The following is a 22,485-nucleotide window of genomic DNA, read 5'->3' on the forward strand; positions in this document are numbered from 1 at the left end:
GGTCGTCGAGGTGTCAGTTGGGGTCGGCGACGGCGACCCGGGCTGCCCGCAGCACCCGGTCACCGCTGCGATAACCGGGCTGGAGCACCTGGACGACGGTGGTCGTCGTGGTGCCCTCGGCCAGTTCCGCCTCGGTGCGCATGAGCGCCTCGTGCACCTCCGGGTCGAAGGCCTCACCGGCCTCGCCGTAGCGCACCAGGCCGAACCGCTCCAGGACCGCCTCGAGCTTCTCGGCGATCGCCGCGAACGGCCCGGACTCCAGGTCACCGTGCTGACGGGCCAGGTGGACGTCGTCGAGGACCGGAAGCAGCGCCTCCAGCACCCCGGCGATCGCCGTCTCCTTGGCCACGTCCCGGTCCCGGTCCACCCGGCGCCGGTAGTTCACGAACTCGGCCTGCAGACGCTGCAGGTCGCCGAGCCGCTCGGCGGCGGAGGACCGGGCGGTGTCGAGGTCGGCCAGGATGCCGTCCAGCGAAACCTCCTCGGCCGTCACGTCTTCCCCGTTCTCGCCGGAGTCTTCACCCTCGGCCTGGTCAGCCTTCTCGGCCTGGTCGGCCTTGCTGGCCTGGTCAGCCTTCTCGGCCTTCTCGGACTCGCCGGACTCGCCCGTTTCCGGTTCGGTGTCGGCCGGTGCCCCGGCGGCGTGCTTGCCACCGTTCTTCGCGGCGTTCTTCCCGGCCGGGGAGGGGGAGCCGGACTCCTCCGGCTCACCCTCGGCGGACGATGCGGACGAGTTCTGGCGCACCTCGCCGGTTTCCGGGTCGAGCCGACGTCGGTCGCGGATGACCGGACCCGAGGGACCCTGACCTTCCGACGGATCGACAGTCTGCTCGCCCATCACTTGTCCTCGTCGACGATCTCGGCGTCCACCACGTCGTCGTCGTCCTTGGTGGCGGAACCGGCCGCACCCGCACCCGCACCGGCGCCCGGGGCACCGGACTCGCCGCCCTCGGACTGCGCCGCGTAGAGCGCCGCGCCGAGCTTCTGGCTGGCCGCGGACAGGTTCTCCTGCTTGGCCTTGATCTCGTTGACGTCGGTGCCCTCGAGCGCCGTCTTCAGCTCGGCGATCGCGGTGTTCACCTCGGCCTTGCCGTCCTCGGGCAGCTTGTCGTCGCTGTCGCGCAGGAACTTCTCGGTGGAGTAGACCAGCTGCTCGGCACCGTTGCGGACCTCGGCCTCGTCGCGGCGCTGACGGTCCTCCTCGGCGTGCTGCTCGGCCTCCTTGACCATCCGGTCGATCTCGTCCTTGCTCAGGGCCGAGCCACCGGTGATCCGCATCGCCTGCTCCTTGCCCGTGCCCCGGTCCTTGGCGGACACGTTCACGATGCCGTCGGCGTCGATGTCGAAGGTGACCTCGATCTGCGGCACCCCGCGCGGGGCGGGGGCGATGCCGGTCAGCTCGAAGTTGCCCAGCGGCTTGTTGTCCCGGGCCAGCTCGCGCTCGCCCTGGAAGACCTGGATGAGCACCTGCGGCTGGTTGTCGTCGGCGGTGGTGAACACCTCGGACGCCTTGGTCGGGATCGCGGTGTTGCGGTGGATGAGCTTGGTCATCACGCCGCCCTTGGTCTCGATGCCCAGGCTCAGCGGGGTGACGTCGAGCAGCAGGACGTCCTTGCGGTCACCGAGGATGACGCCGGCCTGCAGGGCGGCGCCGATGGCGACGACCTCGTCCGGGTTGACGCCCTTGTTCGGCTCCTTGCCCCCGGTCAGCTCACGCACCAGGTCGCTGACCGCCGGCATCCGGGTGGAACCGCCGACGAGCACGATGTGGTCGATCTCCGAGACCGAGATGCCGGCCTCCTTGATCACCGACTGGAACGGCGCCTTGGTGCGCTCGAGCAGGTCGGCCGTCATCTGCTGGAACTGTGCCCGGGTGAGCTTCTCGTCCAGGTGGACCGGGCCGTTCTCGGTCATCGAGAGGTACTGCAGCGAGATCGTCGTGGACGTCGCGCTGGAGAGTTCCTTCTTCGCCTGCTCGGCCGCCTCGCGCAGCCGCTGCATCGCGATCTTGTCCTTCGACAGGTCGACACCGGTCGAGCTCTTCACGGTGTTGACCAGGTGGTCCATGACGCGCTGGTCCCAGTCGTCACCACCGAGGTGGTTGTCACCGGCGGTCGAGACGACCTGGATGGCGGTGCTGCCGCCCTCCTCCACGTCGACCTCGAGCAGGGAGACGTCGAACGTGCCGCCACCGAGGTCGAAGACCAGGATGCGCTCGTCAGCCTTGCCCTTCTCCAGACCGTAGGCCAGGGCCGCGGCGGTGGGCTCGTTGATGATCCGGCGCACGTTCAGGCCGGCGATCTCGCCGGCCTCCTTGGTGGCCTGACGCTGCGAGTCGTTGAAGTACGCGGGCACCGTGATCACCGCGTCGGTGACGGTCTCGCCGAGGTACTCCTCCGCGTCCCGCTTCAGCTTCTGCAGCACCCGCGCGGAGATCTCCTGCGACGTGTACTTCTTGTCGTCGATCGCGATGTTCCAGTCCGTGCCGACGTGCCGCTTGACGGAGCGAATGGTCCGCTCGACGTTCGTGACGGCCTGGCGCTTGGCGACCTCACCGACCAGCGGCTCGCCGGACTTGGCGAACGCCACGACGGACGGCGTGGTGCGGCCACCTTCGGCGTTGGCGATGACAGTGGGCTCGCCACCCTCGAGCACGGACACGACCGAGTTGGTGGTTCCGAGGTCGATTCCGACCGCTCTTGCCATGATCTTGGTTCCCTTCGATAAGAGCTGAGTGGCCCTCACTCAGGTTGGTGCAGCGACCCGAGGTAGTCAACTCGGGACTGACCTAACTTGAGTCTGCCTGGCTCAACTGACGAGAAGGGCGCGGTGTTCCCGGCCGGGGAGATTTACATCCCCAGAGTGAGGCCCCGGTCGGCCGCCGAGGGGGCGGACGCGCCCCCTGTCACGCAGTCGGCCGTGCTCGGCGGCACCGACGCTGCACCCGATGAAGCCGGTTCGGTGGATGCGCACCCGGATGCGGGCGGGACGTCAGAGTTCTTGGGGACGTCTGTGGTCTCCACCGGCGCGCTCGTCACCTCTTCGGCGGAGCCGTCCGGCTCGCTCACCTCGACGGTCTCCCGAGAGTGCTCGGACGCTCCGACCGACGAACGGGTGACCGTGGGCGTGGACGAGTGGGCGGGAGGGGTGGAGGCCGATGTGGGCGGGGCCACGGGCGGCGTGACCGGAGCCCCGGAAGGTGTCGTCCCGGTGGGCTCTTCGGTCGGGGCGGGGAGTTCGGCGCTGCCCGAAGGGACCGGCGTTCGGGTGTCTGTAGGGGCAGAGGGCGCGCTCGGCACCGGCGAACTGGACGAGACATCCGTCACATCCGGGTCAGGCCCTGTGGTAGGGGTGCCCGCCTGCGGGCGCGGAGCCGCCTGCACCGGGTTCCGCGGGTCGAGCGGGGTCTGCCCGAAGGCCGGCGAACCCTGCTCACAAACGGCCGTGACCAGCACCGCACGCTCTTCGCGGAGAGAGAAGACGACCTCGAGCCGGCGTTGCCCGGTGGCGGAGATGCGGGCCTGCCAGCCGTCGAACGGCAGGGCGTAGCCCGCTACCCGGGAGCCCGCGCAATCGGCGTGCACACGACCCCCGGCAGCACGCATGGCCAGGCTCGTGGGCCGCTCGGCCGCGCCCTCGGCCCCCTGGGACGACGGCTGCTCCGGCTCGTCACCACCGGCCCCCAGGACCTGCCCGCCGGAGCCACCGACAGTGACAGGGGTGGACTGGACAGACGCCGAGACTGCGAGGGGTGACGAAGGGCTGAGCGACTGCGACGTGACCTGACGGCCGGCCGCGCCGATCGCGATCGTGGCGATTGCGGCAACCACGGCCACCGCTGCGAGCCAGCCGAGCATGGCGCCGACGATCCGGCGTTTCACCCAAATCACCTCCTCGGGAACCCTAGCGTTGAGCCGGGCGGGTGTAGATCCGGACATTCAGAATGTCCCCAACCAGGTTTCAGCCGGTACCGTCGCGCACGTGGCGGTCATTCTGATCATCGAGGACGACGCGGGGATCCGCGCGGCCCTCTCCAGAGCTCTGACCGATCGCGGTCACGCAGTGCAATGGCAACCGGGCGGCCTGCCCGGCCTGCAGTCGGTGATCGACGATCGGCCGGACGTGGTCCTGCTCGACCTCGGTCTGCCCGACGTCGACGGCATCCAGGTGCTGACGATGCTGCGCGCGGTCAGCGAGGTGCCGGTGATCGTGGTGACCGCCCGGGACGAGGACCAGGACGCGGTGAAGGCGCTGGACGCCGGGGCCGACGACTTCGTCACCAAGCCGTTCGGGGCCGACCACCTCGACGCCCGGATCCGCGCGGTGCTGCGCCGCGGCGGTCCGCAGAAGACCGAGGGCCCGCTCACCGTGGGCGGTCTGGCGCTGGACGCCCGTACCCGGGTCGCCACCCTGGACGGCGAGCCGCTGGAGCTGTCCCGCAAGGAGTTCGACCTGCTGCTGGCCCTGGCCCAGCGGGCCGGTGAGGTGGTCAGCAAGCGCGAGCTGCTGGCCGAGGTGTGGCAGCAGCCCTACGGCGGCGGCGACCGCACGATCGACGTGCACCTGTCCTGGCTGCGCCGCAAGCTCGGCGAGTCGGCCGCGGAACCGCGTTACCTGCACAGCACCCGGGGCGTGGGCATCCGCCTGGTCGCCCCCGGAACCGACTAGAGATGCGCTGGCGGCTCACCCTGCTGGTCGCGGCCACCACCTCCGCGGTGGTCCTGGCCTTCCTGATCCCGCTGACCCTGCTGCTGCGCTCGCTGGCCGAGGAACGCACGCTCGCCACGGTCACCGCCGACGCCACCAACCTCGCGCAGATCGCCGCCAACTCCGGCGCCGCCGGGGCCGCGGCCGAGCTGGAGAACACCGACGACCCGCTGGGCACGGTGTCGGTCTACCTGCCCGACGGTGACGTGCTCGGGGCCAAGGCCGACGACGCCGCGAACCTCGGCAAGGCCCTGAAGGGGCTGGCCTTCACCAGCCGCGACGACGGCCGGGCGGTGGTCTACGCGCCGGTGCGCACCACCGAGGGCACCTACGTGGTGCGTACCGAGGTCAGCGGCGACGAGCTGCACCGCGGGGTGGGCCGGGCCAGCTGGATCCTCGGCGCCCTGGGCACCCTGCTGCTGGCCCTTTCGGTCGGCGCGGCCGACACCCTGGCCCGAAGACTCAGCGACCCGATCAAGGACCTGGCCGCCGCGGCCGACTCGATCCGCGACGGGCGCCTGGACATCCGCAGTCCCGAGCACGGCCCGCCCGAGGTGGTGGCCATGGCCGGGGCGCTGAACCGGCTCTCGGCCCGGATCGAGCAGCTGCTGATCTCGGAACGCGAGTCGGTGGCCGACCTGTCGCACCGGCTGCGGACCCCGGTCACCGCGCTGCGCCTGGACGTGGAGAGCATCTCCGACCCGGAGCTGGCCCAGCGCATCGAGGAGCACGTGGCCACCCTCGAGCGCACGGTGAACGCGGTGGTGCAGGACGCCCGGCGCCCGGTCAAGGCCAACGTCACCTCGCGCACCGACGTGGCCGCGCTGGTCGGCGAGCGGGTGGCGTTCTGGTCGGCGCTGGCCGACGAGCAGGGCCGGTCGCTGCGCACCTGGCTGCCGAGCCGGCCCACCTGGGCCCGGATCGACTCGGTGGAGCTCACCGACGTGGTCGACGTGCTGATCGACAACGTGTTCGCGCACACCGAAGAGGGTGTGCCGCTGGAGGTCACGGTCAACACCAACGCGGCGCACGAGATCGTGCTGGCCGTGCAGGACGGCGGCCCCGGCCTGCCCGGTGCCGACGTGGTGGCCCGCGGGCACAGCAACGCCGGTTCGTCGGGGCTCGGGCTGGACATCGTCCGCCGCGCCGCGATCGCCTCCGGCGGCCGCCTCGAACTGGGCCGTTCCCGCCTCGGCGGGGCCAAGGTGCAGGTCGTGCTCAGCCCGGCCGAGACCCGCACCCGGGAGCGGATGCGCCAGCGGCGCAGTTCGGCCGGCGGCGGTCTGAGCCAGCGCATCCGCAAGCTCGCCGGGATGGGCTCGTCGCAGGCCTCGTGATCGCGCGGGGTGCGGGCCCGGATCACTGACCGGACCCGCACCACCCGCGCCGCCGAGCACTCATTCGGCTCCCCACCACACCCGTCCGTAATCGGTTTGCCACCCTCACCTGCGCTTTCACAGCTGGTTAGGGTTCATTTGACGATTGAATGACCGGCGCTTCACTTGTTTCCCGCCACTGTGTCCGCGTGCGTTCCGTGAGCCCTGACGACCGAGACCGCGGCCTGCGGGTCGCCGGCACCGTGACCGGTGCGGTCACCGCCATCACCCTCGTCGCCGTCGGCGGCACCACCGCCCTCGCGGCCTCGCAGACCCGTGAGCAGGATGCGGTGAAGGCCGCGGCCGCCCAGGCGCAGGTCCAGCAACCGGCCGCCCAGCCCACCCAGCCGGGGCAGGCGACGCCCACGGTCGAGCCCACCGGAAAGCCCAAGCACAAGAAGAAAAAGAAGACGCCGAAGCCGAAGAGCGACACCGCGGGCACCACCGCGACCTCCGGCAACTCCGGCGGGTCCGGCAGCGGCTCGGGCGGCCGGACCAGTGCCGACGAGACCACCGCGGACACCCCGGCCACCACCAGGACGAAGACCAAGACCACCACCTCGGAGCCCGAGGCCAGCACCCCCGAAGAGACCACGACCACCACCGAGCCGGCCGAGACGACCACCACCACGGCTCCGGCCACCACCACGCCCCCGGTGGTACCCACGAGCGCGTCCTGATGCCGGTGCAGGAAACGGCCGTCCGCTACGGCACCGCCCGCTGGAACGCCCTGGGCACCTACGTCGCGCTGGTGGTGTCCGACGCCGACCGGCTCGACGCCGCCCGGGCCGCCTGCGAGCGCATCCTGGCCGACGTGGACCAGGCCGCCAGCCGTTTCCGCACCGACTCCGACCTGACCCGGGCCAACCGCCACGCCGGTGAGTGGGTGGGCGTGGCCCCGCTGCTGTGCCGGGCGCTGTCCGCGGCGGTGTGGGCGGCCGATCTGACCGACGGCCTGGTCGACCCGACCCTGGGCCGTCAGCTGCTCGCTCTGGGTTACGACCGGGACATCGAAGAGCTGCGCCGGTCCATGGCGGCCGGGCAGTCGATCGACTCCACGGTCACCCCCGGGATGGTCTCCACCGACCCGGCCCGGGCCTCCTTCCCGGCCCGCACCGGCGCCTGGCGGGAGATCGAGATCGACCCGCAGGGTGCAGTGCGGGTGCCCAGCGACGTCTCGCTCGACCTCGGTGCGACCGGCAAGGCGTTCGCCGCCGACCTGATCGCCGGCACGGTGCCCGCGCTGGCCGATACTGACCTGGTGATCAGCCTGGGCGGTGACATCGCGGTCGGTCTGCGGCCGGACACGGAGCCCGGTACCCATCCCTGGCGGGTCTCGGTCACCGAGCTGCCCGAGGTCCCCCAGCCCCTAGGGGGCCGGGAGGTGCCCCCAGCGGCCGGGCCGGGCAGCGAGGTCGTGGTGATCCACGAGGGCGGCCTGGCCACCTCGTCGGTGCTGGCCCGCCGCTGGTACCAGGACGGCGACCGGCACCACCTGCTCGACCCGCGCACCGGCCGCCCGGTCGAGGAGGCCTTCCGCACGGTCACCGCCTGCGGCTGCTCCTGCGTCGAGGCCAACGCGATCAGCACCTCCTCGATCGTGCGCGGTGCGGCGGCGCTGGCCTGGCTGGAGGCCGAGGACGTGGCGGCCCGGCTGGTCGCCGCCGACGGCACGGTGCACCGGGTGGCCGGCTGGCCCGAGAACCTCGCCGTGAGCGCATGAGCCCCGACTTCTTCACCGAGGCCTTCCAGGACGACCGTCTGCTCTGGTTCCTGAACCGCGGCACCGGCGTGATCCTGCTGGTGCTGATGACCGGCTCGGTCTGCCTCGGGGTGCTCTCCACGGTCCGCGCCTCGTCGGTGTTCTGGCCGCGCTTCGTCACCCAGCAACTGCACCGCAACCTGTCCCTGCTCTCGGTCGCCCTGCTGATCGCGCACGCCGCCCTGGCGGTGATCGACGAGTTCGTGAACATCCGCTGGTGGGACGTGCTGATCCCGTTCCTCGGCGAGTACGAACCGCTCTGGCTGGGTCTGGGCACGCTGTCCACCGACCTGGTGATCGTCACCGTGCTCACCGGCCTGTCCCGCACCCGGTTCCGTTCCCGCACCTGGCGCGCCATCCACCTCACCTCCTACCTGGGCTGGGCCGCGGGCCTGGTGCACGGGTTCGGGATCGGCACCGACAGCCGCGAGACGTGGTCGGTGGGGATCAGCGTGGCCTGCGTGGGTCTGGTCGCCGGGGCGATCGCCGTGCGGCTGAGCACGCTGGGCCAGGAGAAGCAGCTGGAGCGCCGCTCCGAGTCCCGCCGGCCCACCGGTTCGGGCTACGAACCGGCCCAGAGCCGACGCAGCCGCAGGAGGAACCGATGACGCATTCGCTGCTGGAAGCCGGTTTCCACGGCGAGGTCTCGGTGCTCGACGGGCCGCTGCTGCTGCGCGGTCTGGACGTCGGGCCCGACCTGCCCGAGCACCGGCGGTTGTGGCGTGAGCCGGCCCCCCGCACGGCGGCCCAGCTGGTCGACCTGAGCTGGAAGATCGGGCTGACCGGGCGCGGCGGGGCGGAGTTCCCGTTCGCCCGCAAGCTGCAGGCCGCGCACGAGTCGGGGCGCAAGCGGGAGCTGGTGGTGAACTGCTCCGAGGGTGAGCCGGCCAGCGCGAAAGACAGTGCGCTGATGCTGGCTGCGCCGCACCTGGTGCTCGACGGGGCCCAGTTGCTGGCCGAGGCGCTGGAGATCACCCACGTGCACGTCTCGGTGCCGGGTGAGCGGCCGAGTGTGGTGGCGGCGGCCAAGGCGGCGATCCGCGAACGGCGACGCGGGCGTAAGGCGGTTGCGTTCGAGCTGCACACCACCAGCGGCGGTTTCGTGGGTGGGCAGGCGCGGGCGGTGCTGGAGATGGTGTCCGGGCGGGACAATCTGCCGGTCACCGCGAAGGAGCCGGAGGCGATCTCGGGGTTGCGGGGGCGCCCGACCATGCTTTCCAACGCCGAGACTCTGGCGCATCTGGCCGCGGTGAGTGATCTGGGGCCGGAGGCCTATGCGGCGTGGGGCACACCGGCCGAGCCCGGCACCCGGCTGCTGTCGATCTCGGCCGACGGCCCGGGCGGCCTGGTCATCGAGGCGCCCTACGGGGTTCCGCTGGCCGAACTGCTCAGCTTCTGCGGCTACGACCCGGCCCGGCCCCTGCTGCTGGGTGGCTACCACGGCACCTGGCTGGCCCCCTACCAGGTCACCAACTGCACGCTGAGCAGCACCGACCTGGCCCGCTTCGGGGCCCGGCTGGGCGCCGGGGTGCTGTTGCCGATGCTGCCCGGCGACTGCCCGCTGAGCTACACCGCGCAGATCGTCGACTACCTGGCCCAGCAGCGGGCCAAGCGCTGCGGCCCGTGCACCAACGGTCTGCCCGCCCTGGCCGCGGCCTGCATCCGGCTGCCCGGGGTGCGCTCGCGGCGCGAGTCGGCCGACCTGGTGCGGCGTCTGCAGGAACTGACCGGGCTGGTCACCGGGCGCGGCGCCTGCGCCCACCCCGACGGTACGGCCCGCCTGGTCAGTTCCATGCTCGACACCTTCGCCCCCGAGATCGAGAACCACGTGGACGGGTACTGCCACTACGCCTGAGCTTCAGGTCAGCAGCAGCTCCCAGGTTCCGGCCCAGACCCCGGCGGCGGTCGCCAGCACCGCCACGGCCACTCCGCCCAGCACCACCAGCGCGTCGCCGCGGCCGAACACCGACCGGCGGGCCCAGGTGCGCGGGGCATCCACCCCGAAACCGCGGGCCTCCATCGTGGTCGCCAGCACGGTGCCCCGCCGGATCGCGATCACCAGCAGCGCGAACACCTGACCGGCGAACTGCCTCGGGCCGTGGTCGAGCCCGCGGGCCCGCCGGGCCATGGTCAGCGTCTGCCACTCCTGGGCCAGCAGCCCGACCAGGCGCAGCGAGGCAAGTGCCGAGAGCACGAAACGGTGTGGCAGGCGCAGGTTCTGGGAGAGCGAGTCGGCCAGGTCGGTCGGGTCGGTGGTGGCCAGCAGCACCACCCCGGGCAGTCCGATGGCCAGGATCCGCAGGGTGATCGCGATGGCCGAGGTGAGCGAGCCGTCGGTGACCGTCACCGGCCCCAGCCCCAGCAGGGTGCTGCCACTGTCCACCCCGAAGAACAGGGTCAGGATGCCCGCCGGGATCGCCCCGAGCAGGATGATCCAGCTGGCACGGAACAGCTTTCGCGGGCCGAGGCCGCACCACGGCAGGGCCGCCAGTTCCAGCGCCAGGGCCACCCCGGCCGTGACCGGGTCGACGGTGAGAATCAGCGCCACCGAGATCACCGAAGCCACGGCCAGTTTCGCGGCCGGGTTGGCCCGGCCGATCGGCGCGGTCGAGGCCTCGCGCTGATCGAGGCCGTTCAGCAGCAGACTCACAGCGTCACCACCGATCCGTGCCCGGCCAGCACCTTCACCAGCTCGTCGTCGTGCGTCGCGGCCACCACCGCCCGGCCCTCCCCGAGCAGCTCCACCAGCAGAGCCGCGAGTTCCGCCCAGGTGCGGGCGTCCTGGCCGAAAGTCGGCTCGTCGAGCACCAGCACGTCCGGTGCAGTGGCCAGCACCGTCGCCACCGAAAGCCGCCGCTGCTCACCCCCGGAGAGGGTGTACGGGTTGGCGCGGGCAAGATGGTCCAGCCGCAGTCGTTCGAGCAGATCACCACCAAAGGACGTTTGTGGCGGGCGATGTTTCCGGAAGCGCCTTTTGTGTTGGGCGGCCACCCGTTCCGGGCCCACGGCCAGCTCCTGCGCCACCGTCGGGGCGACGAACTGGTGCTGGGGATCCTGGAACACGGTCCCGATCCGGCTCACCAACTGCCCGGCCCGCCAGGTGTGGGGCTGCGGCCCGGCGCCTTTGGCCAGCTCCTCCGAGGCGGCCAGGCTGCCCCCGGCCGGAGCCGTGAGCCCGGCCAGGGCCAGAGCCAGGGTGGACTTGCCCGCGCCGTTGGCCCCCGTGATCGCCAGGGCCCGGCCGGCCTGCACCACCAGATCCACGTCCCGGACCGGCGGGTGCTCCTGACCAGGCCGCCGGGCCGCCAGCCCTCGGGCCGTCAGCAGTGCCACCCCCGTGCCCACAGCGTTCCCCGAGACAGCAGCGGCAGCCGCGTCGACCCGTCCATTGTCTGGCTTTTCGGCCCCGAAGCCCTCCGGTACCCATACCCCGGCCGCCGCCAGCGAACGTCCTTGCTCTGTGAAAACCCGCCCGGGCTCGCCCTCGGCCCGCACCCCGCCGCCCGGCTCCAGCACGATCACCCGGTCGACCAGCGAGAGCCAGGGCTGCACCCGGTGCTCGATCAGCACGCAGCCCGCGCCGGTCATCTCCAGCACCGTGGCGATGGTGCGCCTGACCTGCTCGGCGCCCTCCGGATCGAGCATCGCCGTCGGCTCGTCGAGCAGCAGCAACCCCGGCCCGAGCGCCAGCACCCCGGCCAAGGCCAGCCGCTGACGTTCACCGCCGGACAACTGGCCGGTCGAATGCCCCACCGGATAAGGGAATCCGACCCCGTCGAGGGCCTTGTGCACCTTCGGCCAGATCTCGGACTCCGGCACCGCGTGGTTCTCCAGACCGAACGCCACGTCGTCGCCGCACCGCGCCAGCACGGTCTGAGCCTGCGGGTCCTGCAGCAGCAGCCCGGTCACCGCATGACCGTCACGCACCGCCTCCTGCCGGGCCTGCCGAGTGGGCACGCCGTCGAACAGCAGCGTGCCCTCCTCGTCGCCGCCCGACTCCTCCGGATCCAGCAGACCCGCCAGCCCGGCCAGCAGCGTCGACTTGCCCGCGCCGCTGGCCCCCAGCAGCATCACCCGCTCCCCCGGCTCGATCCGCAGATCCAGCCCACGCACCGCCCAGGCCTTGCGGGTGGAGTGCCGCCAGCCCCAGCCCCGCGCCTCGACCAGCGCGGGACGCACGTCAGACACGTTCGGCAGTCCGGCCCGAAGCCAGCGGGGCCAGCGCTCCGGTGCGGGCCAGGGCCTGGGTGAGCAGCCACGACCCGAGCCCGGCGATCACCACGCCGGAAGCGGCGGCGACCCCGATGTAGGCCAGTTTGGTGCCGGCCCCCAGCTCCGGGTAGTAGATCAACGTGTCCAGCATGCCCACGGCAACGCCGGCCCCGGCCCCGGCCAGCAGCGCGGTGACCAGGCCGTAGCTGCGGTAGAGCAGCAGCGCGAACACCACCTCGGCGCCCATCCCCTCGACCAGGCCGTACCAGACCGTGCTGAAGCCCCACTCGTTGCCGACCAGCGCCGACAGCGACGCCGCCACCAGCTCGGTGTAGACCCCGGCGCCCGGACGCCGGACAACCAGCGCACCGAGCACCGCCGGGAACAGCCACATGCCCACGACCAGGGCAGACGCCGGCGGAACGAGGGCGTCGCGCAGCGGGGTGGAGGCCACGTTCCAGGCCGCGAAGATCAGCCCGCTGGCCACCCCGAGCACGCTGGCCACCACGATGTCGACCACCCGCCAACGTCCGGCCCGGGCGGTGGAGGCGGCCACCGCAACGCCGGCCATGCCCACGAACAGTGCGACCGGCAGGGTCAGGTCGGCCAGCGGGGTCCCGAACAGGCTCACGCCGTCGGGTAGACCGATCAGGTAGATGATCACGCCCACCACCACCGAGCCGGCCGCGATGATCAGGCGGGGTCCGTTCCAGGGCCCAGCGCTTACGTTGGTGCTCATGCGAGGTTCCTCCGTCATCGGAGGGGGGCCGCCCGCCGGGTGGGCAGACGGCCGAGGACAGCTCGACTCCCTTCGCCGGCATGACCCGGATCAGGTTCGAGGGTCTGCGGTCACCCGCACTCTCAGCGCCCCTTCTGGCGCTCCCCTGTCGCACCGGTGACGTTACACCTACTCAGCGGTCAGCGTGATCCCGGATCCGCAATCGGTGATCCACTCTCCGTCACCTCTAGGACGGAGAGGTACTCGTCTGTCACGCTGGTGCAGTGATCTTCCGGATGCTGCGCAGCACCACCCAGTCCGGCAGCGGGCCGAGCCCGCTCGCCCGGCTGCTCGCCCTGCTGCTGCTCATCGGCATGCTCGGGATCACCGCGCCGGTACTCGTCCCGGTCCTGCGCTGGGTGATCAACCTGCTGTGACAATGCCCCCGACAATGCCTCGCCCGGACATCTGGGCCAGGATTGACCCGAAGGTCCGGACGTAAGCGGCGCGGTGAAGGAGATCAGGCAGATGAACTCGGTGATGTGGAAGGTCCTGTCGGCGGCCTCCGCCATCGCGGCGGCCCAGGCGGCCAACCAGACGCTCAACATCATCTGGAAGGGCGCCACCGGTGGTCAGCCGCCGACCGTGCCCGAGGACCCGGAGACCACCTGGAAAGAGGCGATCGCCTGGGCCGCGCTGTCCGGTGCGATCATGGGCGTGGCCCGGATGTTCGCCACCCGCAAGGCGGCGGCGTACTACGTGAAGTCCACCGGCACCATGCCCAAGGCCCTGATCCGGGACTGAAATTGCTCTCAGCACTGAACGGCGGCCAGCCCCTCGTCCTGGACGGGGGGCTGTCCACCGAACTCGAACGCCGCGGCCACGACATCACCGGCCGCCTCTGGTCCGCCCAACTCCTGCTCGACGCCCCCGCGGCCGTGGTCGAGGCCCACCGCGCCTTCCTCGACGCGGGCGCAGACATCATCACCACCGCCAGCTACCAGGCCTCCCCCGAGGGCTTCGCCCGCGCCGGCTTCGACGCCGCCACCGCAGCCGAGCTGATCCGGCTCTCGGTGCAGCTGGCTCAGCAGGCCATCGAAGCCTCGGGCCGCCCCGCCCTGATCGCCGGCTCCGTAGGCCCCTACGGCGCAATGCTCGCGAACGGCGCGGAATACACCGGTGACTACGGCTCAGTGACCCTGGCCGACCTACGGGCCTTCCACCGCCCCCGCCTAGAGATGCTCGCCGAAGCCGGCGTAGACGTCTTGGCCGTAGAGACCGTCCCCTCCCTCCTGGAGGTAGAGGCCCTCCTGGCCGAACTGGACCGCCTGAACCACCCCGTCTGGCTCTCCCTCACCACCGACGGCGTACGCACCCGCCGCGGCGAACCCGCCGAAACCGCCTTCAGCATGGCCAAATCCGTGCCTGCCGTGGTTGCCGTCGGCGCAAACTGCACTGACCCTGCAGGGGTCGGAGCGGCGGTCAAAGTAGCAACGGACGCCAGCGGCAAGGCCGGGGTCGTGTACCCGAACAGCGGCGAGGGCTGGGACGCGGTTGCCCGCGCCTGGACGCCGGCCGCTGCTTCACAGGGTTTGCTGATTGGGGACGTGGACGGCTGGGTCGCATCCGGAGCCCGCATCATCGGTGGTTGTTGTCGGGTCGGGCCGGAGCAGATTGCGGCTGTAGCAGCAGCTTTGCGCTGAGCCGCTGTATCTAGACGCGGAAAGGCCGAAGCCCGGCCCTCGTTCGAGGGCCGGGCTTCGGTTTTGCTGCGCTTCGAGTTACTCCGATCAGAACGGGGCGACCGTGTAGGTGGCGCCGCGGGAGACTGCAGTGAACGTGCTGACCGTGGTCGCGGCGGGCGCGGCCGTGAGCACGTGGACCGTGTACGGGCCGGAGTCGCCGGCGGCCGTGAGGTCAGGCAGTCGGCAGGTCAGTTCGGTGTCGCTGATCACCTGGATCGTCCCGCAGTTGTCCAGTGCGGTCGCGTCTGCGAGGGTGGTGGCCGTGGAGATGTTGGTGCCGGCCGGGGCCAGCTTGACCACCGAACTGTCGGCCACGAGAGTGCCGCCGGCAGCGAACTTCTTGGCCTCGAAGTCGACGCCGGTCACCGTGATGACACGCCCTGCGGTGCCGTCACCGAAGGCCGGAGAGACCTTGGCTGCGTCGAGGTAGTCGAAGTTGGACGTCGAGGTCGCCGTACCACCGTCGGTCTTGACCACAATCGCCTTGTCGTCCCCGGTTCCGGCCGGGACCATGCCGGTCAGGACGTCGTCACCGGCGTTGCCGCTGTCGTCGTCGTCGGCGCCAAGAACGACCTTGACCCCGGTGAGCGCCTTACCACCGATGGTTGCCGTGGTCTTGCTGGTGAAGTTCTCACCTGTGATGGAGATGGACGAGCCACCGAAGACCGGGCCGGTTGTGGCGGTGACACCACCACCAGTCGTGTTGATCGTCGGCGCCTTGAACAGCTTCATCTTGGCTGTGCCCACCACCTCGACGGTACCCGAGGCATTCTGGACACAAAGGTTGATGGCAGCGCCCTTGGTGGTGGGCGTGAGGCTTGTCAGGCTCGGCGTGGTGAAACTGGCCCGAGTGTCCGAGATAACGTTCAGAGTCGCGGCCGTGATTTCGACCAAGGGCGACGTGAGCGTAGTGGTGGCCGTGCAGGCGTTGGCCGAGAAGTAGGCACGGCCGATCTTGCTCGCACCGGCCGCGGTCTGGAAGTCCTTACCGGTGAATACGACGACCTGACCGGCAGCCGGGCCAATGCTGGCCTTGCTCACCTTCAGGCTCTGGACCGCCGCCTGCGAAGGGCCGGCAACAGCAACGGTTCCCGCGATGGCCAGGGCCGCCGCGGCGGTGAGGCCGAGAGCCCGCTTGGCCGTGAGTTTGGGGGTGCGCATGCGATTCCTCCGCGAGACTTTCCGGGGCTCCTCTGTGAAGCCCCACCGGGATGCCTATCGACGCCCACCCCATGGGATTGACGTCCAGGTCGTACCCTCACCCCTACGCATCGGTAAGGCTACGCATTGCTCAATTTCCCCACCTGAATTTCTCGTTCAGTCAGGCCCTTTCGGGTGACAGCAACCGGCAATAGCCCAGAAATGTTGCGCTCAGTCAGTTCTCGCGGGCGAACGGGTGAGAATCCGTTCTGGGGCAGGTTGATGTGTAACGCAGGCCTGCGCCGTATGGATGATGATCGGCGCCGAAATGACCTTCGTGGCAGACCCTGGACAGAGAACGCCACCGGGTCCGATCAGATCGAGTGCCTTTGCGGCGTTGATACCCCGCGCACCCCTGGACCGCCTATGGCACGTTTCTCGACTCCGGCTCAGAGTCGGCCAGCCACCCCCCACTGCCGGCCCACTTGCCTTATCGGATGACATTTTGCGGCTTATTCGCCACTTTTGGCATCCGATCTTCCCCAGCGCGCTTTTGACATCCGATCCCTGGGGCGAAGGGCCTTGGCCGGGCAGAACACCGCGGACCAATCACATGAGCCGGGGCAGACAACTCTGCCCCGGCTCAAATGAAGGTCCTCTACGCACGGCCCGCGGCCCGGTGGATCCAGGCAAAGGCCCCTACAGAACGAAGGCGGCGCCGATCGGGCCGGTGGCGTCGATGGCCGCCCGACGCCGGCGCGGCCCCTGGATGAGGCAGGTGAGCTGGGCCACCGCCCCGGCAGCCATGGCGGCGCCGGAGCTCGCGCCGACCGGGAGCACCTCGTCGAGGGCGGGGCGGATGGCGGCCGGGTCGCCGGTGCTCAGGGCGCCGACGAAGCGGATGAGCTGGGGCACCACGGCACCGGTGACGGCCGAGCGCAGAAGGGCGGCGCTGATGGCGGTGGTGCGGCCGTCGGCACCGGCCACACCGTCGGCCAGGAGGCGGTGGGCGGTGGAGCGGGGGGCCCAGGCGGCGAGTGCAGCAAGGGCGCCGACCAGGGCGTCGTCGCCGGCCGGGGTGAGGCCGGGGCCCACGCCGATCAGGGCCTGGAAGGCAGCCTCGGTGTCGCCGGTGCGCAGCAGGTTCAGGCCCTCGTCGAGCGGGCCCGCGGCCTCGGCCAGCAGGCTGTCGAGCAGGGCCGTGGGCAGCAGCTCGGGAGCCGGCGGGGGCAACACCTGCTTGGGCACGCTCGGGTTCCACCAGCGCAGCACCGGCAGGCGCGTGCCCGCCATCGACACCGCGCCGTAGCCGAAGACGATCGGGCCGGGCGAGACCGGGTCGCCGTCGACCATCACCGGCACCAGGTCGGCCACGCCGGGCGGCAGGGTCAGCCCGATCGGCAGCTGCACCGCGCCGGGCTCGAGCAGGGCCACCACGGCGCCGGGAAGGTGCTTGCCCTCGTCGTCGGTGGTCGGATCGAGCTCCAGGTAGACGGCCCCCGACACGATCGCGCTCACCCGCGCGGGTCTGGCCGGCCCGGCGAGCAGAGGGAACAGGGTCAGGCTCGCGGCCGTCATTTTCTTACCTCCGAACGTCCGCGAGATGTCGCCGCGGACAACAGCACGTCTGAGGAACGCTGCTGAAACTACCGGACGGGGGCGACACATCGGGCATCCGTACCCGGGGACGCGCGGAGGGGCTCCGATCGGGCCCGATCAGGCAACGGGCCGCTACCGATCAGTCACAAAACGGCTCCACGAAACAAGATCCACTCTCGTCCCTCTGTGAGCTTCTGGTTAAGACGTTCACCACCGCGTGACGGGTGTGCCCCCGCACTCCTACGCTGCGCCCCAGACCAACCCCCAGACCAAATCTGAAGAGGAGCCCTGACCAGGATGGCCATCGGCTGGAAGCTGCACGGTGACGGCAAGACGCTGGCACCGGGCGAAGTCGTCGCACCGCACGAGCGGCTCAGCTGGGACCGCACGATCGGGCTGGGCGCCCAGCACGTGGTGGCGATGTTCGGCGCCACCTTCGTCTTCCCGGTGCTGATGGGCCTGAACCCCCAGCTGGCGATCATGATGAGCGGGATCGCGACGATCCTGTTCCTGCTGATCGTCAACAACAAGGTGCCCTCGTACCTGGGCACCAGCGCCTCGTTCGTGGGCGGCGTGGCGGCGATCCGGGCCCAGGGCGGTGACTCCTCCGACGTCACCGGCGCGATCCTGGTGGCCGGCCTGGTGCTGGTGGCGGTGGGCGTGCTGATCCACTTCGCCGGCTCGCACATCGTCAACCGGGTCCTGCCCCCGGCCGTCACCGGCGCCGTGGTGATGCTGATCGGCTTCAACCTGGCCCCGGTGGTCGCGGACACCTACTGGCCGCAGGACCAGTGGGTGGCGCTGCTGGTGATGCTGTTCGTGATCGTGCTCAGCGTGGCCGTCGGCGGTTTCGTCGGCCGGATCGCGATCTTCCTGGGCCTGGTCTTCGGCTATGTCCTGTCGTGGATCTTCGACCAGGTCTTCGGGCGGATCACCGCCTTCAACGCGGGCACCGGCGAGGTGGACACGCACTGGCGGGTGGTCTGGGACAGCGTCGAGAGCGCGGCCTGGATCGGCTTCCCGGACAAGACCGTGATCGGCCCGGACGGCCTGGAGATCGCCGGCTGGCACACCCCCACCTTCTCCGGCACCTTCATCCTGCTCGTCCTGCCCGCGGTGATCGCCCTGGTGGCCGAGAACGCCGGCCACGTGAAGGCCGTGGAGGAGATGACCAGCACCGACCTCGACCCGTACATGGGCCGGGCGATCGCCGGCGACGGCGTGGGCACGGTCCTGGCCAGCGCCGTCGGCGGCTCCCCGACCACCACCTACGCCGAGAACATCGGCGTGATGGCGGCCACCCGGGTCTACTCCACCGCCGCCTACTACGTGGCCGCGATCGTGGCCATCCTGTTCGGCCTCTGCCCCAAGTTCGGCGCCCTGGTGGCGGCCACCCCCGGCGGCGTGCTGGGCGGGATCACGGTGGTGCTCTACGGCATGATCGGCCTGCTCGGCGCCAAGATCTGGATCGAGAACCGGATCGACTTCGGCAACCCGGTCAACCTGGTGCCGCTGGCCGCCGGCATCGTGATCGCGATCGGTGACACCAGCCTGCAGATCACCGACGACTTCTCGCTCTCCGGCATCTCGCTGGGCACGATCGTCTGCGTGCTCGGCTGGCATCTGGCCCGCACGGTCGCTCCGGCCAACCTCAAGGAGCGCCTGCAGGCCGAGCGAGCCGCCCGCGACTGAGCTCAGCGCCCCGGCGTCCGCAGCCGGAAGCGCAAGGTGGTGCCCGGAGCCGCCTGGGCCGCCCGATCGAGGGCGGCCCGGGTCACCACCCCGATCACCGGATAGCCGCCGGTGACCGGATGATCGTTGAGGAACAGCACCGGCAGTCCGTTACCCGGAACCTGCACACTGCCGGTAGCCGTTCCCTCAGAAGCCAGTTCGCCCGGGTGAAGCCGTTGCAGCGGCGGCCCCTGCAGCCGCAGGCCCACCCGGTTGCTGGTCGGCGAGACCGTCCAGGCCGTGCGGGTGAGCAAGTCCAGGGCGCCCGAGGTGAACCAGTCGTCGCGAGGGCCGGGCACCAGATCAAGAACCGGGTCACTGAGGACGCCCGTGGGCCCCACGAATTCGATGTCCGGTATCGCTGCGGCCGGCCCGACGGGCAACTCGTCGCCGACGGCGAGCGCAGAGGGCCCCAATCCACTGAGGACGTCGGTGGATCTACTACCGAGCACCTCGACGGCTTCCAGCCCGCCTGAGAAGGCGACGTAAGAACGCAACCCGGCGGTCACCGTACCGATTTCGACAACCTGACCAGGCAGCAACCGCACCGGCGCATCGAAGGCTGCCGGACGTCCATTGACGGAAACCGGCGCAGGGGCACCGGTGACCGCGAACCAAACCGGCACCACCCCGTCCCACATAAGTCGTGGTCCTCGCATCGTGGTCTCCAGAACTGCTGCACCCGAAGCGTTCCCGACCAGACGATTGGCCAATTGGTACGAGGCCCGGTCGAGGGCGCCGGAACGCGGCACGCCGAGATGAGCGTGGCCGGCGCGACCGGCGTCTTGAATCGTGGTGAACAACCCCGGATCGAGCACCCGCAGAACCATCAGCTCACCGGCCGGAACCGTACGGTCATTCCCGGGCGGATCAGCGCTGGCGGATCCTGCCCGAGATCCCAAAGCCGTTGCTCAGTAGTGCCGATCAGCTGCCACCCACCCGGACTACGCTGTGGGTACACCGCGGTGAACTGATCAGCGAGAGCTACCGAACCGCTCGGCACCGCAGCCCGCGGTTCGCTACGCCGGGGCACCTTCATCTGCTCCGGAACGCCGGTGAGATAGACGAAGCCGGGGGCGAAACCACTGAACGCAGCACGGAACTCGGTACTTGCGTGCAACTCGACCACCTGCTGCTCGTCCAGCCCGGTCAACGACGCCACCTCAGCCAGATCCGGCCCGTCGTAACGCACGTCGATGACAACCGAGCCCGCAGGGCCGACCCGGTCACCGGTGACAGAACCAACCTCGGCCAGCAACGTCTCGAACGCCGCCTGCTTCATCGGCTCGCCCAGCACCACCAGCACGGTGGACAGCCCCGGAACCACCTCGACCAGCCCAGTGCCACGCTCCCCGGCGATCACTCGCACCCGCTCGGCCACCTGCGCCGGGTCACCCTCCGGCAGCTCCACCAGATACCCGCACTCGCCCGCCCGCCGGACCCGCCCCATCCACCCAGCAACCGCTTCTGCCATGGACACAGTGTCCAGAACAAGGAGCCCGGATGACAGAAGCGCGGCGTCTGTGAACAACAGGTCAACGTTTGCGCCTCATGCCCAGATCTGCCCTCCGGATCCCTGGCCGGGCCGCACCGCCTCTGGGTAGTTTTCCCACATGAAGTCCCTCACCAAGCGCACAGGCGGGATCACTGCGGCGATCGCCGCGGGCACGGTCGCCGCCCTGTTCGCCCTTCCCGCCACGCCCGCCCAGGCCGCTGACGCCGCCGACAAGGTCACCCCGGTGGCCGAGAAGAAGAAGCCGAAGACCGTCGACCTGCAGATCCTCGGCTTCAACGACTTCCACGGCCACCTGCAGTCGGACAGCCCGGGCACGGTGCTGACCAAGAAGGGCGAGGTCGAGGCCGGGGGTGCGGAGTACCTCTCGACCAAGCTGGCCACGCTGCGCAAGGGTGAGAAGAACAGCCTGACCCTGGCCACCGGTGACCAGATCGGTGGCTCGCCGTTCCTGTCCGGCCTGTTCAAGGACGAGCCGAGCATCGACGCGCTGAACCGGATGAAGGTCGACGCCGCGGTGGTCGGCAACCACGAGTTCGACGAGGGCATCCCCGAGCTGCTGCGCATGCAGTACGGCGGCAACCACCCCACCGAGGGCGCCTTCGACAAGGACGGCTACTCCGGCGCGAACTTCAAGATGCTCGCCGGCAACGTCAAGTACAAGAAGAACGCCAAGGTCACCAAGCCCAAGAACGCCAAGAAGTACGGCAGCTGGTTCTCCAGCTCCACCGGTAAGACGGTGCTGCCGCCCACCACGGTCAAGGTCGTGAACGGCGTCAAGGTCGGCATCATCGGCGTGGTCACCTCGGACACCCCGCAGCTGGTCGCCCAGGCCGGGATCAAGGACGTGACCTTCACCGACGAGGTCAAGGCGGCCAACCTGGCGGCCAAGGACCTGCGCAAGCGCGGGGTGAAGTCGATCATCGCCCTGGTGCACGAGGGCGGTCTGGCCCCCGAGGGCGCCACCTTCGACTACAAGTGCAACAACGGTTCCGGCGCCAACCTGACCGGCCCGATCGTGGACATCGCCAAGAAGCTCAGCCCGAGCATCGACGTGATCCTCAGCGGCCACACGCACAACTCCTACGTGTGCGACATCAAGGACCCGGCCGGGAACAGCCGGCTGGTGACCAGCGACCTGTCGTACGGCAAGACGGTCACCGAGATCAACCTGAAGCTGAGCAAGAAGACCGGCGACGTGATCCGGTCCTCGGTCAAGGCGAAGAACGTGGTGGTCGACCAGAAGCAGAAGAAGGCCGCCGACCAGACCAAGATCATCGCCAAGTGGCAGAAGCTGGCCGGCCCGATCGCCAACACCGTGGTCGGTGACATCACCGCCGACATCAAGCGCAGCGAGAGCCGCGACTCGGAGTCCAGCCTGGGCGACCTGATCGCCGACGCCCAGCTCGCCTCCACCAAGGCCGCGGCCGACGGCGGTGCCCAGATGGCGTTCATGAACCCCGGTGGCGTGCGCGCCGACCTCACGTTCGCCGGCTCGGCCGCCGGTGAGGGCAACGGCAAGGTCACCTACGGCGAGTCGTTCACCGTGCAGCCCTTCGGCAACCTGCTGGTGTCGCTGGACCTGACCGGCAAGCAGATCGACACGCTGCTCGAGCAGCAGTGGTCCAAGCAGACCGACGGCACCACCAAGTTCCTGCACCTGGGCGTGTCCGAGGGCTTCAGCTACAGCTGGTCCCGCTCGGCCGCGATCGGCAGCAAGGTGGACGCGAGCACGATCAAGCTGAACGGCGAGACGATCGTGCCGGGCACCACCTACCGGGTCACGGTGAACTCGTTCCTGGCCGACGGCGGTGACGGCTTCGCCGTTCTGCCCGAGGGCAAGAACCGGGCCGGCGGTGGCGAGGACCTCGAGGCGTTCAACGCCTACCTGAAGGCGAACTCCCCGGTCACCGGCCCGACCCCGAACCGGGTCACGGCGCTCGACTGATCCGGAACCGAACCACGCGGACGTCTGTGGTCAC

General features: G+C 70.3%; 21 protein-coding genes and 1 riboswitch. Of the genes, 11 read left to right on the forward strand and 10 right to left on the reverse strand.

Annotated elements, in window-relative coordinates; genetic code table 11:
- Positions 1–13: 13 nt before the first annotated feature.
- The 3 genes from grpE to LWF15_RS02320 form a co-directional block, all read right to left on the reverse strand.
- Positions 14–838, reverse strand: coding sequence for a nucleotide exchange factor GrpE (gene grpE / locus LWF15_RS02310; RefSeq protein WP_232808640.1), 825 nt, complete (start codon positions 836–838; stop codon positions 14–16).
- Positions 838–2,706: a molecular chaperone DnaK gene (gene dnaK, locus LWF15_RS02315; protein WP_232808641.1), complete on the reverse strand. Its 1,869-nt coding sequence runs from the start codon at positions 2,704–2,706 to the stop codon at positions 838–840. The genes grpE and dnaK overlap by 1 nt, the downstream gene beginning before the upstream one ends.
- A 143-nt stretch (positions 2,707–2,849) precedes the next feature.
- Positions 2,850–3,881 carry a hypothetical protein gene (locus tag LWF15_RS02320; protein WP_232808642.1) on the reverse strand — a complete coding sequence of 344 codons (1,032 nt, stop codon included), beginning with the start codon at positions 3,879–3,881 and terminating at the stop codon, positions 2,850–2,852.
- Positions 3,882–3,981: 100 nt separating this feature from the next.
- On the opposite strand from LWF15_RS02320, the gene LWF15_RS02325 reads away from it, so the two are divergent.
- The 6 genes from LWF15_RS02325 to LWF15_RS02350 all read left to right on the forward strand — a co-directional run bounded on the left by LWF15_RS02325 (position 3,982) and on the right by LWF15_RS02350 (position 9,700).
- A complete protein-coding gene (locus LWF15_RS02325) occupies positions 3,982–4,668 on the forward strand; it encodes a response regulator transcription factor (RefSeq protein WP_231438679.1) in 687 nt (228 codons plus the stop codon).
- A 2-nt stretch (positions 4,669–4,670) separates the two neighbouring features.
- Complete coding sequence (locus LWF15_RS02330) at positions 4,671–6,044, forward strand: HAMP domain-containing sensor histidine kinase (protein ID WP_232808643.1); 1,374 nt, start codon at positions 4,671–4,673, stop codon at positions 6,042–6,044.
- A gap of 197 nt (positions 6,045–6,241) precedes the next feature.
- The gene (locus LWF15_RS02335) at positions 6,242–6,763 is read left to right on the forward strand and encodes a hypothetical protein (RefSeq protein ID WP_232808644.1); all 522 of its coding nucleotides are present in this window, start codon (positions 6,242–6,244) and stop codon (positions 6,761–6,763) included.
- On the forward strand, positions 6,763–7,806 hold the full coding sequence (locus LWF15_RS02340) for an FAD:protein FMN transferase (RefSeq protein WP_232808645.1): 1,044 nt from the start codon (positions 6,763–6,765) through the stop codon (positions 7,804–7,806). Before LWF15_RS02335 ends, LWF15_RS02340 begins: the two co-directional genes overlap by 1 nt.
- Entirely contained in the window at positions 7,803–8,453 is a 651-nt protein-coding gene (locus LWF15_RS02345) for a ferric reductase-like transmembrane domain-containing protein (protein WP_232808646.1), read from the forward strand. The genes LWF15_RS02340 and LWF15_RS02345 overlap by 4 nt, the downstream gene beginning before the upstream one ends.
- The gene (locus LWF15_RS02350) at positions 8,450–9,700 is read left to right on the forward strand and encodes an NADH-ubiquinone oxidoreductase-F iron-sulfur binding region domain-containing protein (RefSeq protein ID WP_232808647.1); all 1,251 of its coding nucleotides are present in this window, start codon (positions 8,450–8,452) and stop codon (positions 9,698–9,700) included. Before LWF15_RS02345 ends, LWF15_RS02350 begins: the two co-directional genes overlap by 4 nt.
- 3 nt (positions 9,701–9,703) lie before the next feature.
- Here the strand turns inward: LWF15_RS02350 and LWF15_RS02355 are convergent, their stop codons facing one another.
- Genes LWF15_RS02355 through LWF15_RS02370 form a run of 3 tightly spaced genes read right to left on the reverse strand, consistent with a single transcriptional unit; the run spans position 9,704 to position 12,796 of the window.
- Positions 9,704–10,495, reverse strand: coding sequence for an energy-coupling factor transporter transmembrane component T family protein (locus tag LWF15_RS02355; RefSeq protein WP_232808648.1), 792 nt, complete (start codon positions 10,493–10,495; stop codon positions 9,704–9,706).
- Entirely contained in the window at positions 10,492–12,033 is a 1,542-nt protein-coding gene (locus LWF15_RS35910; protein ID WP_332879867.1) for an ABC transporter ATP-binding protein, read from the reverse strand. The genes LWF15_RS02355 and LWF15_RS35910 overlap by 4 nt, the downstream gene beginning before the upstream one ends.
- Positions 12,026–12,796 (reverse strand): ECF transporter S component, encoded by a 771-nt coding sequence (locus LWF15_RS02370; RefSeq protein WP_232808649.1) that lies wholly within the window; start codon positions 12,794–12,796, stop codon positions 12,026–12,028. The genes LWF15_RS35910 and LWF15_RS02370 overlap by 8 nt, the downstream gene beginning before the upstream one ends.
- Positions 12,797–12,846: 50 nt before the next feature.
- A riboswitch (TPP riboswitch) is annotated at positions 12,847–12,953 on the reverse strand.
- A 106-nt stretch (positions 12,954–13,059) separates the two neighbouring features.
- Here LWF15_RS02370 and LWF15_RS02375 point away from each other — a divergent pair.
- The 3 genes from LWF15_RS02375 (at position 13,060) to mmuM (ending at position 14,478) form a co-directional block, all read left to right on the forward strand.
- Positions 13,060–13,212 carry a hypothetical protein gene (locus LWF15_RS02375; RefSeq protein WP_232808650.1) on the forward strand — a complete coding sequence of 51 codons (153 nt, stop codon included), beginning with the start codon at positions 13,060–13,062 and terminating at the stop codon, positions 13,210–13,212.
- Between the two features lie 91 nt (positions 13,213–13,303).
- Positions 13,304–13,579 carry a DUF4235 domain-containing protein gene (locus LWF15_RS02380; protein WP_232808651.1) on the forward strand — a complete coding sequence of 92 codons (276 nt, stop codon included), beginning with the start codon at positions 13,304–13,306 and terminating at the stop codon, positions 13,577–13,579.
- Positions 13,580–13,581: 2 nt separating this feature from the next.
- On the forward strand, positions 13,582–14,478 hold the full coding sequence (mmuM, locus tag LWF15_RS02385) for a homocysteine S-methyltransferase (protein ID WP_232808652.1): 897 nt from the start codon (positions 13,582–13,584) through the stop codon (positions 14,476–14,478).
- A gap of 87 nt (positions 14,479–14,565) precedes the next feature.
- On the opposite strand, the gene LWF15_RS02390 is transcribed toward mmuM, so the two are convergent.
- Both LWF15_RS02390 and LWF15_RS02395 read right to left on the reverse strand, forming a co-directional pair.
- Complete coding sequence (locus LWF15_RS02390; RefSeq protein ID WP_232808653.1) at positions 14,566–15,681, reverse strand: IPT/TIG domain-containing protein; 1,116 nt, start codon at positions 15,679–15,681, stop codon at positions 14,566–14,568.
- A gap of 678 nt (positions 15,682–16,359) precedes the next feature.
- Positions 16,360–17,238 carry an oxamate carbamoyltransferase subunit AllH family protein gene (locus LWF15_RS02395; RefSeq protein ID WP_232808654.1) on the reverse strand — a complete coding sequence of 293 codons (879 nt, stop codon included), beginning with the start codon at positions 17,236–17,238 and terminating at the stop codon, positions 16,360–16,362.
- 318 nt (positions 17,239–17,556) lie between these two features.
- Here LWF15_RS02395 and LWF15_RS02400 point away from each other — a divergent pair, with 318 nt between their 5' ends.
- Positions 17,557–18,951 carry a uracil-xanthine permease family protein gene (locus LWF15_RS02400; RefSeq protein ID WP_232808655.1) on the forward strand — a complete coding sequence of 465 codons (1,395 nt, stop codon included), beginning with the start codon at positions 17,557–17,559 and terminating at the stop codon, positions 18,949–18,951.
- Between the two features lie 2 nt (positions 18,952–18,953).
- Here the strand turns inward: LWF15_RS02400 and LWF15_RS02405 are convergent, their stop codons facing one another.
- Together LWF15_RS02405 and LWF15_RS02410 are read right to left on the reverse strand one after the other, a co-directional pair.
- Positions 18,954–19,820: a 5-oxoprolinase subunit C family protein gene (locus tag LWF15_RS02405; RefSeq protein ID WP_232808656.1), complete on the reverse strand. Its 867-nt coding sequence runs from the start codon at positions 19,818–19,820 to the stop codon at positions 18,954–18,956.
- On the reverse strand, positions 19,820–20,464 hold the full coding sequence (locus LWF15_RS02410; protein WP_232808657.1) for a 5-oxoprolinase subunit B family protein: 645 nt from the start codon (positions 20,462–20,464) through the stop codon (positions 19,820–19,822). The genes LWF15_RS02405 and LWF15_RS02410 overlap by 1 nt, the downstream gene beginning before the upstream one ends.
- A gap of 139 nt (positions 20,465–20,603) precedes the next feature.
- On the opposite strand from LWF15_RS02410, the gene LWF15_RS02415 reads away from it, so the two are divergent.
- Positions 20,604–22,451 carry a bifunctional metallophosphatase/5'-nucleotidase gene (locus LWF15_RS02415; RefSeq protein ID WP_232808658.1) on the forward strand — a complete coding sequence of 616 codons (1,848 nt, stop codon included), beginning with the start codon at positions 20,604–20,606 and terminating at the stop codon, positions 22,449–22,451.
- Positions 22,452–22,485 lie beyond the last annotated feature (34 nt).

This window comes from Kineosporia rhizophila, from assembly GCF_021277265.1.
In the GTDB taxonomy this organism is placed as follows: Bacteria; Actinomycetota; Actinomycetes; order Actinomycetales; family Kineosporiaceae; genus Kineosporia; species Kineosporia rhizophila.